This window comes from Geomonas diazotrophica (genome assembly GCF_018919385.1).
In the GTDB taxonomy this organism is placed as follows: Bacteria; Desulfobacterota; Desulfuromonadia; order Geobacterales; family Geobacteraceae; genus Geomonas; species Geomonas diazotrophica.
In genome coordinates this window covers 94635-108657 of record NZ_JAHLMF010000016.1, presented here as the reverse complement: position 1 = coordinate 108657, position 14023 = coordinate 94635, and the positions used below count along the sequence as shown (strand labels likewise).

Here is a 14023-nt window from a genome sequence, read left to right as displayed (position 1 = left end):
CATCAATGACTAACTTGATCGCTTCTTGCTTGAACTCTGAATCGTACTTGCGATTCGATCTCATGACACACCCTCCTGGCTCGTTAGGATATATGGTGTGTCCTCAAAAGTGAAGATAGCTCAATCCCCCTCACCCCTGCCCCTCTCCCGGGGGGCGAGGGGTTTCTGGCTCTTTCAAACTCCCCTCTCCCTTTGGGAAAGGGATTTTTGCCTCGTTCGACTCACCCTCTCCCGGGGGCGAGAGGTTTCAGCCTCGTTCAAACTCACCCTCTCCCTATGGGAGAGGGCCGGGGTGAGGGAGGTTTTACTCCTCCCCTTCGCCACCCTCCGCCTCGAGTTCGACGATGTCATCGATCTCCGACCCGTCCTCGATCTCTTCCACGTCCTCTTTCTCGGCCAGGCGTGCGACGGCGACCACGCGCTCGTTCTCTTCCTTGACCATGAGGCGCACCCCCTGGGTGTTGCGGCCGATGATGGAGAAGCCGGCAACGGAGACGCGCAGGATCTTGCCCTGGTCGGTGATCAGCATCAGGTCGTTGTCGTCCACCACCTGCTTGATGTCCACCACCTGCCCGTTGCGCTCGGTGGTCTTGATGGTGATGATCCCCTTGCCGCCGCGGGACTGGGTGCGGTACTCGCTGATCTCGGTCCTCTTGCCGTAGCCGTTCTCGGTCACGGTGAAGATGGTGGAGTCGGTGAAGTTCTCGTTCAGGATCTCCATGCCGATCACCACGTCCTCGTCCTCTAGCGTCATGCCGCGCACGCCGCGGGATACGCGCCCCACGGTACGGACGTCGTCCTCCTTGAAGCGGATCGCCTTGCCGTTGGAGGTCGCGAGCAGCACGTCCTGCTTGCCGTCGGTGAGCGCCACGGAGATGAGCTTGTCCCCTTCGTCCAGGTTGACGGCGATGATGCCGCCCACCCTCGGGTGCGAGTACTCCATCATGTTGGTCTTCTTCACGACGCCGTTTCTGGTGGCCATCATGATGAACTTGTCGTCCACGAACTCCTTCACCGGGAGGATGGTGGTGATCTTCTCGTTGTTGGCGAGGTTCAACAGGTTCACGATCGCCTTGCCGCGCGCGGCGCGACCCGCCTCCGGGATCTCGTACACCTTCAACCAGTACACCTTGCCGGCGTCGGTGAAGAACATGAGGTAGTCCTTGGTGGAGGCGATGAACAGCTGCTCCACGAAATCCTCCTCTTTGGTCTTCATGCCGGTCTTACCCTTGCCGCCGCGGCGTTGCGCGCGGTACAGGGTGACGGCGTTGCGCTTTATGTACCCGGTGTGGGAAATGGTGACCACCATGTCTTCCTCGACGATGGTGTCCTCCAGCGAGATGTCCGCGGTCTGCATGACGATCTCGGAGCGGCGCTTGTCGCCGAACTTGTCCTTCAACTCCAGCAGTTCGCCCACGATGATCTTGAGGATCTCGGCCTCGGAGGCGAGGATCTCCTTCAGACGGGCGATGTATTTCAGGATCTCGCGCAGCTCTTCGAGGATCTTCTCGCGCTCGAGACCGGTCAGGCGGTGCAGCCTCATGTCCAGGATGGCCTGGGCCTGCAGGTCGGAGAGCCCGAACTTCTCCATGAGGCCAACCTTCGCCTCGGCCGGCGACGCGCTCGCCTTGATCAGGGCGATCACCTCGTCCAGGTTGTCCAGGGCGATCTTCAGACCTTCCAGGATGTGGGCCCTGGCCTCGGCCTTCTTCAGGTCGAAGATGGTGCGGCGGGTGACAATCTCTTTCCTGTGCTCGATGAAGAACTCGATGGTCTCCTTCAGGGTCAACACGCGCGGCCGGTTGTGCACGATGGCCAGCATGATGATGCCGAATGAGGACTGCATCTGGGTCTGCTTGTACAGGTGGTTCAGGATGATGGTCGGGTTCTCGTCCTTCTTGAGCTCGATGACGACGCGCATACCCTCGCGGTCGCTCTCGTCACGCAGGTCCGAGATCCCCTCGATCTTCTTCTCCTTGACCAGCTCCGCGATCTTCTCGACCAGCTTCGCCTTGTTCACCTGGTACGGGATCTCGGTGACCACGATGGACTGGCGCTCGGTCTTCTTCTGGGTCTCGATCTGCACCTTGGCGCGCATCTGGATGATGCCGCGGCCGGTGGAGTAGGCCTTCATGATCCCTTCGCGGCCGTAGATGAAGCCGCCGGTCGGGAAGTCCGGGCCCGGGATCAGCTCCACCAGCTCCTCGAAGGAGAGCTGCGGGTTGTCGATGATCGCCACGATGGCGTCTACCACCTCGGAGAGGTTGTGCGGCGGGATGTTGGTCGCCATGCCGACCGCGATGCCGGCGCTTCCGTTCACCAGGAGGTTCGGGAACTTGGAGGGGAGGACCAGCGGCTCCTTCAAGGAGTCGTCGTAGTTCGGGCCGAACGGGACGGTTTCCTTGTCCAGGTCGTTCAACAGCTCGTGGGCGAGCTGCTCCATCCTGATCTCGGTGTAACGCATCGCAGCCGGGGAGTCGCCGTCGATGGAGCCGAAGTTGCCCTGGCCGTCGACCAGCGGGTACCTGAGCGAGAAGTCCTGGGCCATCCTGACCAGGGTGTCGTAGACGGCGGTGTCGCCGTGCGGGTGGTACTTACCGATGACGTCGCCGACGACACGGGCCGATTTCTTGTACGGCTTGTTCCAGTCGTTGCTCATGTCGTACATGGCGTAGAGGCAGCGCCTGTGTACCGGCTTCAGGCCGTCGCGCACGTCCGGAAGCGCGCGCCCGACGATGACCGACATGGCGTAGTCCATGTACGAGCGCTTCATTTCGTCTTCGATGTTTACCGATACCTTGTTCAGTTGATTCAGCATTTAGGAAACCCTTTCCGGTCAAAAGGCGGCACTTGTGGGTGAAATACCCCGAAAATGCCCTCACAATTGATTTGCAGTAGATATATGCAAAACGCTATCCCCTCCCGAAGGGAGGGGAAATTTTTTTTATTTAAGCATCCTGCGCTCTTAACACCTTCTCACGCGTCTTATCCAACTCCCCCTCGTCCTCTGGGAGAGGGCCGGGGTGAGGGCGTCGGCAGGAGCGAGACTTATCCTTTGTGGCAACTCCCTCACCCCCATCCCCTCTCCCAAAAGGGGAGGGGGGCAGTGTGTGCTACACGTCCAGGTTGCTCACGTTCAAGGCATTCTGCTCGATAAAGTCGCGGCGCGGCTCGACCTGGTCGCCCATGAGCACGGTGAAGATCTCCTCGGCCGCCACCGCGTCCTCGATCTTCACCTGGAGGAGCACCCTGTTCTCCTGGTGCATGGTGGTCTCCCAGAGCTGCTCCGGGTTCATCTCGCCCAGACCTTTGTAGCGCTGGATGTAGAGACCCTTCTTGGCGCTCTCCATGAACCAGGAGAGGATCTCCACCTGGCTCTCGCTCTCGAACATCACCTTGTCTTCCGGTCCGAGGATCACCCCTGCGCCCACCCCCATGACGGAGCGGACCCGCTTGTGGTGCTCGAGCAGCATGGCGTACTCGTAGGACTCGAGCACCTCGAAGATCTGCTGGTCGATCTTGACCCTCAGGTTACCGAAGGCGAAGATGATGCTGTCGTCGTAGACCTGCACCTCCACCTCGGGGTAGGCCTCCTTCATCTTGGGCAGAAGCGCGATCAGGTCCGACATCTCCTCCAGGCCCGGCTTGATGCCGGCCTTCAGGAAGACCTTCAGGAGCAGTTCGTTGATCCCCTTCTTGACCACCTTGTCGAAGAGCTCGTCGAAGTCGATCAACTGGGTGAGGATCGGGATGATCTGCTTGCCGCGGTAGACGCGCTCGTCGCTGCCGGAGCCGAGTTTGAGGGTCATGTCCTCGGTCCCTTCCTCGAGGAGGTAGGCCTGCAGCGCCACTTCGTTCTTCAGATACTGCTCTTTCCTGCCGCGCTTGATCTTGTACAGAGGCGGCTGGGCGATGTAGAGGTAGCCGCGCTCGATCAGCTCCATCATCTGGCGGAAGAAGAAGGTGAGCAAAAGCGTCAGGATGTGCGAGCCGTCGACGTCGGCATCGGTCATGATGATGATGCGGTGGTAACGGAGCTTCGCGATGTCAAAGTCTTCCTTGCCGATCGAGGTCCCCAGGGCAGAGATCAGGGTCCTGATCTCCTGGGAGGCGAGCATCTTGTCGAAGCGCGCCTTCTCGACGTTGAGGATCTTACCCTTCAAGGGGAGGATCGCCTGGTACTTCCGGTCGCGCCCCTGCTTCGCCGAGCCCCCTGCGGAGTCACCCTCGACCAGGAACAGTTCGCACAGCGCCGGGTCCTTCTCCTGGCAGTCGGCCAGCTTGCCGGGGAGGGTGCCCACTTCGAGCGCCCCCTTGCGGCGGGTCAGTTCGCGCGCCTTCCGGGCCGCCTCGCGGGCGCGGGCCGCGTCGATGGACTTCTCCAGGATCTTCCTGGCCATCGCCGGGTTCTCTTCCAGGTAGGTGGCGAGCTTCTCGTTCATCAGGGTCTCGACGAAACCCTTCACCTCGGAGTTGCCCAGCTTGGTCTTGGTCTGCCCCTCGAACTGCGGCTGGGAGATCTTCACCGAGATCACCGCGGTGAGCCCCTCCCTCAGGTCGTCGCCGGAGATCGCCACCTTCACGTTCTTCAAAAGGTTGTTGGCGGTGGCGTAGTTGTTCATGGTACGGGTGAGCGACGCCTTGAAGCCGATCAGGTGCGTCCCCCCCTCGTGGGTGTTGATGTTGTTGGCGAAGGAGAACACCTTCTCGTCGTAGGAGTCGTTGTACTGCATGGCGATCTCTATATCGACGCCGCTCTTCTCCCCCTTGATGTAGATCGGCTCCGGGTTGACCAGGTTCTTGTTCTTGTTCAGGTACTCGACGAAGCTCCTGATCCCCCCCTCGTAGAAGAAGTCGTGGTCCTTCTCGGTCCGCTCGTCGTGGATCTTGATGCGCACGCCCGCGTTCAGGAAGGCGAGCTCCCTGAGCCTCTTGGAGAGGACGTCGAAGGAGAACTCGGTGGTCTCGAAGATCTCCCCGTCGGGAAGGAAGGTGATCTTGGTGCCGCGCCTCTTGGTCTCGCCGGTGATGGCGAGCGGCGCCTGGGGCACGCCCCTTCTGTAGCTCTGGGTGAAGAGCTGGCCGTTTCTGCGGATCTCCAGCTCAAGCTTGGTGGAAAGCGCGTTGACGACCGAGCTCCCCACGCCGTGCAGGCCGCCGGAAACCTTGTAGGAGGAGTTGTCGAACTTGCCGCCGGCGTGGAGCACGGTGAGGACGACCTCCGCCGCCGACCTTCCCTCGGTCGGGTGCATGTCGGTCGGGATGCCGCGGCCGTTGTCCTCGACGGTCACCGACCCGTCCAGGTGGATGGTGACCTGGACCGCGTCGCAGTAGCCGGCCAGCGCCTCGTCGATGGCGTTGTCCACCAGTTCGTAAACCAGGTGGTGCAGACCCTGAGCAGCGGTGGAACCGATGTACATGGCCGGACGCTTTCTTACCGCTTCCAATCCTTCCAGAATCTGGATCTTATCCGCCCCGTAATCGTTTTGTTCTTCTGAGCTCATCGTTACCTCTTCTATGTAATTTCAGGCTTTTACAAAATCACCTAACACTATCAATCCCCCCTCCCGTTGCGGGAGGGGGCTAGGGGGTTGGGGAGGGTGGCATCAATATGGGTCACTTTTAAAAAATGCGGCCTTCCCTGATGCGGAAGGTCTTGTTGTCTTCCATCTCCTCTATCGCCACGTTGGACAGCGATGTTGTGGTGATGAAGACCTGCATCTCTCTTTTCTTCAGAAAATCCATCAGGTTCTGGTTGCGCTCCCGGTCGAGCTCGCTGGTCATGTCGTCCAAAAGGAGCACCGGCGGCGCCTCGAAGCACCTGGTGATGTACTCGATCTCCGCCATCTTGAGCGCCAGCACGAAGGATCTTTGCTGCCCCTGCGAGGCGAAGTGCCGCGCCGAGCGACCGTTCAAGCCGAAGTAGAGGTCGTCGCGGTGCGGCCCGATGGCCGTGGTCTGGCGCCTCTTCTCTTCCGCCGCGTGCGCCTTGAGGGCATCGGCCAGTGCCGCGGACGGATCCTCGTTGTACCCCTTCTGATCCACGCCGTGCAGCCGGTACTCTATCTGCACCGTCTCGTCGTTGCCGGAGATCTCGGAGTAAAAGCCCTGCAACAGCTTCGCGATCTCGCCGAGGTACGCCTTTCTTCTCTCGATCACCAGTTTGGCCGCGTGAATCAACTGCTCGGTCCAGATTTCGATCCCGCTCCCGTCGCCTACCTTCAAAAGGGCGTTGCGGTTTTTCAGTATCTTCGCGTAGTCGTGGTAGGCGGTGAGGTAGCTCAGGTCGCAGGTGAAGACCGCCCGGTCCAGGTACCTGCGCCGTAAGTCCGGCCCTCCGCGCACCATGGAGATCTCCTCCGGGGTGAAGAGCACCACGTTTAAGCTGCCGAAGAAGTCGTCCAGCCGCGTTGCCAGCTTTGCGTCGATCTTCGCCTTCTTGCCCTGCTTCTCCAGGAGAAGCGCTATCTCCCTGGTGACCCGGTCCCTTTCCACGACGCCCTTTATCAGGGCGAACTCCGAGCCGAACGTGATCAGCTCGACGTTTTTCGCCTGCTTGAAGGACTTCATCGTGGCGAGGAGGTAGATCGATTCCAGCAGGTTGGTCTTGCCCTGGCCGTTATTGCCGTAGAAAACGTTGAACTTCTTGCCCGGAACAAGCTCTATGTTCTGCAGGTTACGGAATGAAGCAAGTTTGAGTTTTATAAGTTTCATTTAAAGGCAGATTAAGACAGAGATTAAGATTGAGTTTATGAACCCCTGAGTTGCAGTCATGATCGCTATATCACTCAAACTGATGGCTCGCTTCTCCTTAATCTTTGTCTTAATCTTTATCTGTCTTTTAGAGTCTCATCGGCATGATGACCGCCAGGAATTCTTCTCCGTCGGCAGCCTTCATGATCACCGGGGAGAGTTCGTCCTTAAGTTTCAGCTCCACCTCGCGCTGTTCCATCACTGAAAGCACGTCGATCAGGTACTTCGCGTTGAAGCGGGCCGATATGCCGTTGCCTTCGTAACTGATCTCGATCTCCTCGCGCGCCTCGCCCAATTCAGGGTTGCTGGAGGAGATGATCACCAGATCCGGATTTACGTCGATCTTGACCCCCTTGAACTTCTCGCTGGAGAGGATGGACATCCTTTTCAACGAGTGGAGGAACTTGTCGCGGTTGATCTGCACGATGCGGTCGTTGGCGACCGGGATGACCTTGGTGTAGTCCGGGAACTCGCCGTCGATGAGCCTCATCACCACCACGGTGTTCCCCTTCTTGATGACGGCGCTGTTGTCCATGAAGCCCAGCATGATCTCGCCGTCTTCCTCCTCCACCATCTTCTTCAACTCGAAGATGCCCTTCCTCGGGAAGATGACCCCTTTGGAAAGCTCGGCCGTGATGTTGCCGTTGATCTCCTTTTGAGCGACGGAGAGGCGGTGGCCGTCGGTCGCCACCATCTTGAGGACGTTGGTGCCGTTCTCGTCGAACGCCTTGATGAAGATGCCGTTCAGGTTGTACTTGGTCTCGTCATAGCAGATGGCATAGGAGGTCTTCTCGATCATGTCCGCGAGGATCTCGTTCTTGAAGACCAGGAAGCTCTCCTCCTTCACCTTGGGGAAGTAGGGGAACTCCTCAGACGAGAGACCGACGATGTTGAAGCGGGCCTTGCCGCAGGTGATCTCGACCCAGTCGTTGTCCTTGGTGGTGAAGAGGATCTCCTCGTCCGGCATCTCCTTGACGATCTCGTAGAGTTTCTTTGCCGAGACGGTGATCTTGCCTTCGCGAATCACCGTAGTCGGATAGGAGCTCTTCATGCCGACCTCGAGATCGGTCGCCGTGATGAAGAGCTGGTCGTTTTGTACCTCGAGCAGCGCGTTGGAGAGAATGGGCATGGTGTTGCGCTTTTCTACGATACCCTGGATTCTCTGGAGGGCTTTCATAAAAATCTCTTTGCTGATTCTGAATTCCATGTCGTCTCTCTCCGGTTCTGGTTTTATTATGTTTATCTTTAAAGATTGTAGTAGTAGATAGTGTCCTGTTGATACTGTGGACAACCCTGCTTACCCTTTGAAACTGTTCCGCTTTTGGCTTGGGAAACCTGACGGGATAATCCGCCTGGTTATCTTGGTTTCTGCACAGCTTTTTTTGACAGGGCTTTAGGCAGGCTATTTCTCCACAGTTATCCCCACTATGTGAACAGCCTTTTCTTGATATCTTCCACAGTCGCCTTCAGGTCCGCATCGGCTGCCAATTGCTTCTCTATCTTCTTCACCGAGTGGATGATGGTCGAGTGGTCCTTGCCGCCGAATTTCTCGCCGATTTCCGGGTACGACGCCTTGGTCAGCTCCCGGCATATATATATGGCGATCTGGCGCGGCACCACCAGGGTCTTGATGCGCTTGTCCGACTTGAGCTCGGAGACCTTGATGCGGAAGTGGTCGGCCACCATCTTCTGGATCATCTCCACGCTGATGTCGCGGGTCTTCTCGACGATGATGTCCTTCATCACCTCGCGTGCCATGGAAAGGGTGATCTCTTTGCCGGTCAGGCTGGCGAAGGCCTCCAGGCGGATCAGCATCCCTTCCAACTCGCGGATGTTGCTGGTGGCACCCTCGGCCAGAAACAGCGCCACGTCGTCAGGGAGGTTCACCGCGTGCATGTCGGACTTCTTCTTGAGGATGGCCACCTTGGTTTCCACCCCCGGCGGCTGGATGTCCGCGATGAGCCCCCACTCGAAGCGCGATCTCAGGCGCTCTTCCAGGCCCGGGATGTCCTTCGGGAACTTGTCAGAGGTCACCACGATCTGCTTGTGGGACTCGTAGAGCGCGTTGAAGGTGTGGAAGAACTCCTCCTGGGTCGCCTCTTTTCCCGCCATGAACTGGATGTCGTCGATGAGCAGCAGGTCCATCTTCCTGAACTTGTTACGGAACTCGTCCATCTTCTTGTAGCGGAGCGAGTTGATCATCTCGTTCATGAACTTCTCTGACGAGTAGTAGCAGATCTTCGCCTTGGGGTTCTTGGCCAGGATCTGGTTGCCGATGGCGTTTACCAGGTGCGTCTTCCCCAAGCCCACACCGCCGTAGATGAAGAGCGGGTTGTAGTTGGAGGCAGGCTTGTTGGCGACAGCCTGGGAAGCCGCATAGGCGAACTGGTTGCTCGGGCCGGACACGAAGGATTCGAAGGTGTACTTGGGGTTTAGGTTGGGGACCAGTTCCGGCTTCTTGTCCTTCTCCTTTTCCTTTTCCTGCTCCTTCTCTTTTTCCTTCTCCTTAGCCTTGGCCTTAGGTTCCCTCTCCGCTTTGGGCTCGGAACTCTCCGGCTTTTGTTCGGCGACGTGAAACTCGATGTGGTAGTTCTTTGAGGTGATCGCGGAAAGTACTTCCTTGATCATGGAGAGGTACTTGTCAGTGACCCATTTCTGAAAGAACGAGCTCGGCACTTCGAGGACTACGGTATCGGCGGTTGCACCCAAGAACTTCAACGGCTCTATCCAGGTCGTGTAAGTCTGCTCGGTTAATACCTGTTTAAGATTTGTCTGGGCTTCCAGCCAAATATTTTCCATGGAGAGAGGCCTTTTTTTCACTGTTTTTAAACAGCTTTATCAACAACTGTTGATAATAGATAAGTTACACAATTTCAATTATTTACTGGATTTTGAACAGAATAAGCCTATGTTAAGATTTGCGGCCTGTCACACTACCATGTCAGCCCCTTTTTTTGCAAGGCAAAACTTGGCTTTAAAGAAACACCTTGACAAGGTTTGGCGTTTATGTTTAAGTTCGACACTTGCCTTTAAAAGCATTGTAACCCTAAGACTTAAGGAGCAGATAAAGATGAAAAGAACTTACCAGCCCAGCAATACCTCCAGGAAAAGGACTCACGGCTTCCTCGTGCGCATGGCCACCAAAAACGGCCGTCTCGTTATCAAGAGGAGAAGGGCCAAAGGTCGCAAGCGTCTTTCCGTAGGCATTGCTACCAAGTAATATCCTTTTTGTCCTGCTCGGATTTTCCCAAGGCTGAACGCCTGCGCAGGCGCCCCGAATTCCTGCAGTTCAATGACGGCGCGTCGAAGATGCACACGCCGCACTTTCTGCTGCTCTGGAAGGTTAAAGACGGGTGCGCCACCAGGGTCGGGTTTACCGTAAGCAAGAAGGTAGGAAACGCCGTAGTAAGAAACAGCATCAAGAGAAGGTTGCGGGAGTTTTACAGGCAGAACAAGTCTCTTTTCATCTCGGCCGATTTCAACATCGTTGCCAAGAAAGGAGCTGACTTGCTTGACTTTCACCAGATCTCAACCGAGCTCGCAGCCGCCTTCGGGCGGCTGCGTAAAAAACATGGTAACTAGCACACTCAAAGGCCTGATCGTTCTCTACCAGAGATTCATCTCTCCGCTCAAGGCCCCGTCCTGCCGTTTTTACCCTACCTGTTCGCACTACTCCTTACAAGCATTGGAAAAATACGGTCCTGTGAAAGGGCTGTGGTTGACGGCTGCGCGCATACTCAAGTGTCATCCGTTTCACCCGGGCGGTTACGATCCGGTCAAATAGTCTGTCCAGGAGAATGTAATGGAAAAACGTACTATCATAGCGATACTGCTCTCCATCGGGGTTCTGTACGCTTATTCTTTTATCTTTCCCCCCGCAAAGCCGGTTCCGCCCGCAGGTAACGCAAAGCAGGGCGCCGTCAGCTCGGCAACCGTAGCCGCCGCGCCCCAGGCCAGCCCCGCTGCAAGCCCTGCCGCTCCGATCGCGGTACCGGCGCAGCCCGCCGGCGCAGCCCGCGATGTCACCGTCAACACCGACCTCTACAGCGCCGTCTTCTCGACGCAGGGTGCGGGCCTCAAGAAGTTCGTGCTGAAGAAGTATAAGGATGTCGCCGGGCCGAAAGGGCAGGACATCGTCCTCGTCAACGAGACCGCTGCCAGCAGGTTCAACCTGCTCAGCGACTCCCGCGAGCTCGGCTTGAATCCCACCGCCCTCTACAACGTCAGCGCCAACGACCTCAAGTTGACCAACGGCAACAAGGGGACCCTCGAGTTCACCACCACCACCCCGCAAGGCGTGGTGTTCAAGAAGACCTACAGTTTCTCCGGCGACGCTTACCGCATCGAGCTCACCCAGCAGGTGCAAAACGGCGGCTCTTCCCAGGTTGCCGGTACGCTGCACCTGCTGCAGAACTCCCGCGTCATTGATCAGAAAGCTGGCGGTGGCCGCTACGAGGTCTACGGCCCGTCGACCCTTACCGACAACGCCGTCAAGAGCGAGAAGCTGGACAGCCTGCTCAAGACGCCGGTGCAGTTCGACAAGGGGATCGTCTGGTCCGCCTTTGCCGACAAGTACTTCATGGAAAGCGTCATCGCCGACAAGGGGAGCATCGCCCAGGTGCGCCTGTCCCGCCCCTCCGCCGACTCCAACCTGAGGGACATCGTTTCCCCGTCCGTCACCGTTGCCCCCGGCCAGAGCGCCACCGTAAGCTACGGCCTGTACTACGGCCCCAAGGATCTCGACATCCTCAAGGCCCAGGGGAGCAGGCTGGAAGAGGTCATCGACTACGGCTGGTTCGCCCCCATCGCGAAGCCGCTGGTGGTCTTCCTGAAGTTCCTTTACAAGTACACCGGCAACTACGGCATCGCCATCATCATCATCACCTGCATCCTCAAGCTCGTGTTCTTCCCGCTCACCCACAAGAGCTACAAGTCCATGAAGGACATGCAGAAGCTGCAGCCCAAGATGAACGAGCTGAAGGAGAAGTACAAAAACGATCGCGATGCCATGAACCGCGCCGTGATGGAGCTGTACAAGACCCACAAGGTCAACCCACTGGGTGGCTGCCTGCCGATGGTTGTCCAGATCCCGGTATTCTTCGGACTGTACCGCTCCCTCATGTACTCCATCGAGCTCAGGCACGCGCCTTTCTATCTCTGGATCACCGACCTTTCTGCCAAGGATCCGTACTACGTGACCCCGCTCATCATGGGTGCCACCATGTTCATCCAGCAGAAGATGACCCCGACCAACATGGACCCGGTGCAGGCCAAGATGATGCTGATGCTCCCGGTTGTCTTCACCTTCATGTTCCTGAACTTCCCGTCCGGCCTGGTTATCTACTGGCTGGTCAACAACGTGCTGACCATAGCGCAGCAGATGTACATCAACAAGTCGATCACGGACTGATCGATACGGATACAAGCAAATGTATGTTAGAGACACAATCGCAGCAATAAGCACAGCGGTAGGCGAGGGAGGGATCGGGATCGTTAGGATCAGCGGCCCTGCCTCCCTGCCCATCGCAAGCAGCATCTTCAGAGCAAAGTCGAACGGTGGCCTAAAAAGCCACCGTTTTTCTTATGGCGCAGTGGTAAACACGTCCAACGGTGACTTGATCGACGAGGCCATGGTCGTCTTCATGAAGGGGCCCAACTCCTACACCCGCGAGGATGTAGTCGAGATCCAGTGCCACGGCGGGACGCTGGTGGTATCGCGCATACTGTCACTGGTTCTGACTGAAGGGGCGCGTCTTGCCGAACCGGGTGAGTTCACCAAGCGGGCCTTCCTGAATGGCAGAATAGACCTGGTTCAGGCCGAGGCGGTAATGGACGTCATCTCCAGCCGCACCGATGCGTCCCTTGCCTTAGCCCAGCACCAGCGCGAGGGGCTTCTCTCCAAACGCATCGCCACCGTCAAAGACGGGATAGTCTATGCCCTTGCCTACGTTGAGGCGCTTATAGACTTCCCGGAGGATGACGTTGACGTAGCTGTCGAGACCGATGTGCTCGGTAAGGTAGCTCCCGCACTCGCCGAATTGGACGCACTGATCGAGGGGTTCGACGAGGGGAGGGTGCTGCGTGATGGCGTGTCCGTGGTCATTGCCGGCAAGCCCAACGTCGGCAAGTCGAGCCTGCTCAACACCCTGTTGAAGGAGAAAAGGGCGATAGTCACCTCCGTTCCAGGGACCACAAGGGACCTCATAGAGGAAGTGGTCAACATCAACGGACTGCCGGTGAAGCTTCTCGATACGGCCGGCATACGGGAGTCAGAGGACCAGGTGGAGCAGGAAGGGGTCAGGCTGTCGCTGGACCGCATCCCTAAGGCTGACTTGGTGCTCTTTGTTGTTGATGGCTCCAGCGAGTTTGGTGAGGAGGACGCCGCAATCTTGCAGGCGATCGGCAGCAAGAGCTACCTTGTGGTACGCAACAAGGCGGACCTGGACGTCAACGCCGTGCTGCCTGCAGCATGTTCCGGTCCGGTCGTTGCCATCTCGACCCTGACCGGGAGTGGTGTTCCTGAACTTCGAGATGCCATCACGAATGCCTTCATGCACGGCCACGCCATCGACGGCAGGGAGTTTGTCGCCGTTTCCAAGGCCCGGCACCGCGATGCCCTGCTCAAGGCTCGCACCTCCTTGCAGTCGTTCGTTGCAAACCTGGAGGCAGGGGTGAACATGGAGTTGCTGCCGGTGGATCTGCGTGATGCGCTGGATGCGGTAGGCGAGGTGACCGGCGAGACCACCGCCGACGATGTACTCGACAGGATTTTCTCCAGCTTCTGTATTGGAAAGTAGGGGACGTATAATACGTTGTCTTTACAGTACATGATGGCGATGTTTCACGTGAAACAATTCATTCTTCCCTCGGAGTGACGCGCGCTTACATTACTTGACGTGCAGAAGTCGGTAAGAAGCAGGCACCTCAAAAACCAAGGGTAAGGTGCCTACCCTGTAGGGGCGAATAATTATTCGCCCAGCCGCCGTGGCCATGGTCGCTGTACGTGGCCGGACTGGTGCCGGTTCGACAAAGGGTGGCGGATGATTGTCAGCCCCTGCAACGCGACAGGGCGGTCGTTCATCGCAGCAGGTCACTCGCTCGTGCCGTTGGGTAACTCGTATGCCGCGTCGAGTGACTCACCCTGTCCGCCGGGTGACTCACATACCGCATCGGATAACACGAACATCGTTCTGGGTAACACGCACGCCGCATCGGACGAGTCATATGTTGCGTCGGGTGACTCACCTGCCGCGTCGGGTGAGTCACATTG

At 57.8% G+C, this 14023-nt stretch carries 10 protein-coding genes; 5 read left to right on the top strand and 5 right to left on the bottom strand.

Annotation, left to right across the window (positions count from 1 at the left end; translation table 11 throughout):
• Window positions 1–304 precede the first annotated feature (304 nt).
• The 5 genes from gyrA to dnaA form a co-directional block, all read right to left on the bottom strand.
• A complete protein-coding gene (gene gyrA / locus KOM00_RS17230; RefSeq protein ID WP_216500153.1) occupies window positions 305–2818 on the bottom strand; it encodes a DNA gyrase subunit A in 2514 nt (837 codons plus the stop codon).
• 295 nt (window positions 2819–3113) lie between these two features.
• Window positions 3114–5504 carry a DNA topoisomerase (ATP-hydrolyzing) subunit B gene (gene gyrB / locus KOM00_RS17225; protein ID WP_216500152.1) on the bottom strand — a complete coding sequence of 797 codons (2391 nt, stop codon included), beginning with the start codon at window positions 5502–5504 and terminating at the stop codon, window positions 3114–3116.
• 118 nt (window positions 5505–5622) lie between these two features.
• Window positions 5623–6714: a DNA replication/repair protein RecF gene (gene recF / locus KOM00_RS17220; protein ID WP_216500151.1), complete on the bottom strand. Its 1092-nt coding sequence runs from the start codon at window positions 6712–6714 to the stop codon at window positions 5623–5625.
• A 127-nt stretch (window positions 6715–6841) separates the two neighbouring features.
• Window positions 6842–7960 carry a DNA polymerase III subunit beta gene (gene dnaN, locus KOM00_RS17215; protein ID WP_216500150.1) on the bottom strand — a complete coding sequence of 373 codons (1119 nt, stop codon included), beginning with the start codon at window positions 7958–7960 and terminating at the stop codon, window positions 6842–6844.
• A gap of 218 nt (window positions 7961–8178) precedes the next feature.
• Window positions 8179–9552: a chromosomal replication initiator protein DnaA gene (gene dnaA / locus KOM00_RS17210; protein ID WP_216500149.1), complete on the bottom strand. Its 1374-nt coding sequence runs from the start codon at window positions 9550–9552 to the stop codon at window positions 8179–8181.
• A 271-nt stretch (window positions 9553–9823) separates the two neighbouring features.
• On the opposite strand from dnaA, the gene rpmH reads away from it, so the two are divergent.
• Genes rpmH through mnmE form a run of 5 tightly spaced genes read left to right on the top strand, consistent with a single transcriptional unit; the run spans window position 9824 to window position 13550 of the window.
• Window positions 9824–9973, top strand: a complete 150-nt coding sequence (gene rpmH, locus KOM00_RS17205) for a 50S ribosomal protein L34 (protein WP_183344104.1) — start codon at window positions 9824–9826, stop codon at window positions 9971–9973.
• 8 nt (window positions 9974–9981) lie between these two features.
• Window positions 9982–10335 carry a ribonuclease P protein component gene (gene rnpA / locus KOM00_RS17200; RefSeq protein WP_216500148.1) on the top strand — a complete coding sequence of 118 codons (354 nt, stop codon included), beginning with the start codon at window positions 9982–9984 and terminating at the stop codon, window positions 10333–10335.
• Complete coding sequence (gene yidD, locus KOM00_RS17195) at window positions 10325–10537, top strand: membrane protein insertion efficiency factor YidD (RefSeq protein WP_216500147.1); 213 nt, start codon at window positions 10325–10327, stop codon at window positions 10535–10537. Before rnpA ends, yidD begins: the two co-directional genes overlap by 11 nt.
• An 18-nt stretch (window positions 10538–10555) precedes the next feature.
• Window positions 10556–12163, top strand: coding sequence for a membrane protein insertase YidC (gene yidC, locus KOM00_RS17190; protein ID WP_216500146.1), 1608 nt, complete (start codon window positions 10556–10558; stop codon window positions 12161–12163).
• Window positions 12164–12182: 19 nt separating this feature from the next.
• The gene (gene mnmE, locus KOM00_RS17185) at window positions 12183–13550 is read left to right on the top strand and encodes a tRNA uridine-5-carboxymethylaminomethyl(34) synthesis GTPase MnmE (RefSeq protein WP_216500145.1); all 1368 of its coding nucleotides are present in this window, start codon (window positions 12183–12185) and stop codon (window positions 13548–13550) included.
• Window positions 13551–14023 lie beyond the last annotated feature (473 nt).

Bases quoted from the DNA above. Each gene is read 5' to 3' on its own strand.
- yidC (WP_216500146.1), top strand. From the start codon at position 10,556: ATGGAAAAACGTACTATCATAGCGATACTGCTCTCCATCGGGGTTCTG.
- gyrB (WP_216500152.1), bottom strand. From the start codon at position 5,504: ATGAGCTCAGAAGAACAAAACGATTACGGGGCGGATAAGATCCAGATT.
- dnaA (WP_216500149.1), bottom strand. From the start codon at position 9,552: ATGGAAAATATTTGGCTGGAAGCCCAGACAAATCTTAAACAGGTATTA.
- mnmE (WP_216500145.1), top strand. From the start codon at position 12,183: ATGTATGTTAGAGACACAATCGCAGCAATAAGCACAGCGGTAGGCGAG.
- yidD (WP_216500147.1), top strand. From the start codon at position 10,325: ATGGTAACTAGCACACTCAAAGGCCTGATCGTTCTCTACCAGAGATTC.
- rpmH (WP_183344104.1), top strand. From the start codon at position 9,824: ATGAAAAGAACTTACCAGCCCAGCAATACCTCCAGGAAAAGGACTCAC.
- gyrA (WP_216500153.1), bottom strand. From the start codon at position 2,818: ATGCTGAATCAACTGAACAAGGTATCGGTAAACATCGAAGACGAAATG.
- recF (WP_216500151.1), bottom strand. From the start codon at position 6,714: ATGAAACTTATAAAACTCAAACTTGCTTCATTCCGTAACCTGCAGAAC.
- dnaN (WP_216500150.1), bottom strand. From the start codon at position 7,960: ATGGAATTCAGAATCAGCAAAGAGATTTTTATGAAAGCCCTCCAGAGA.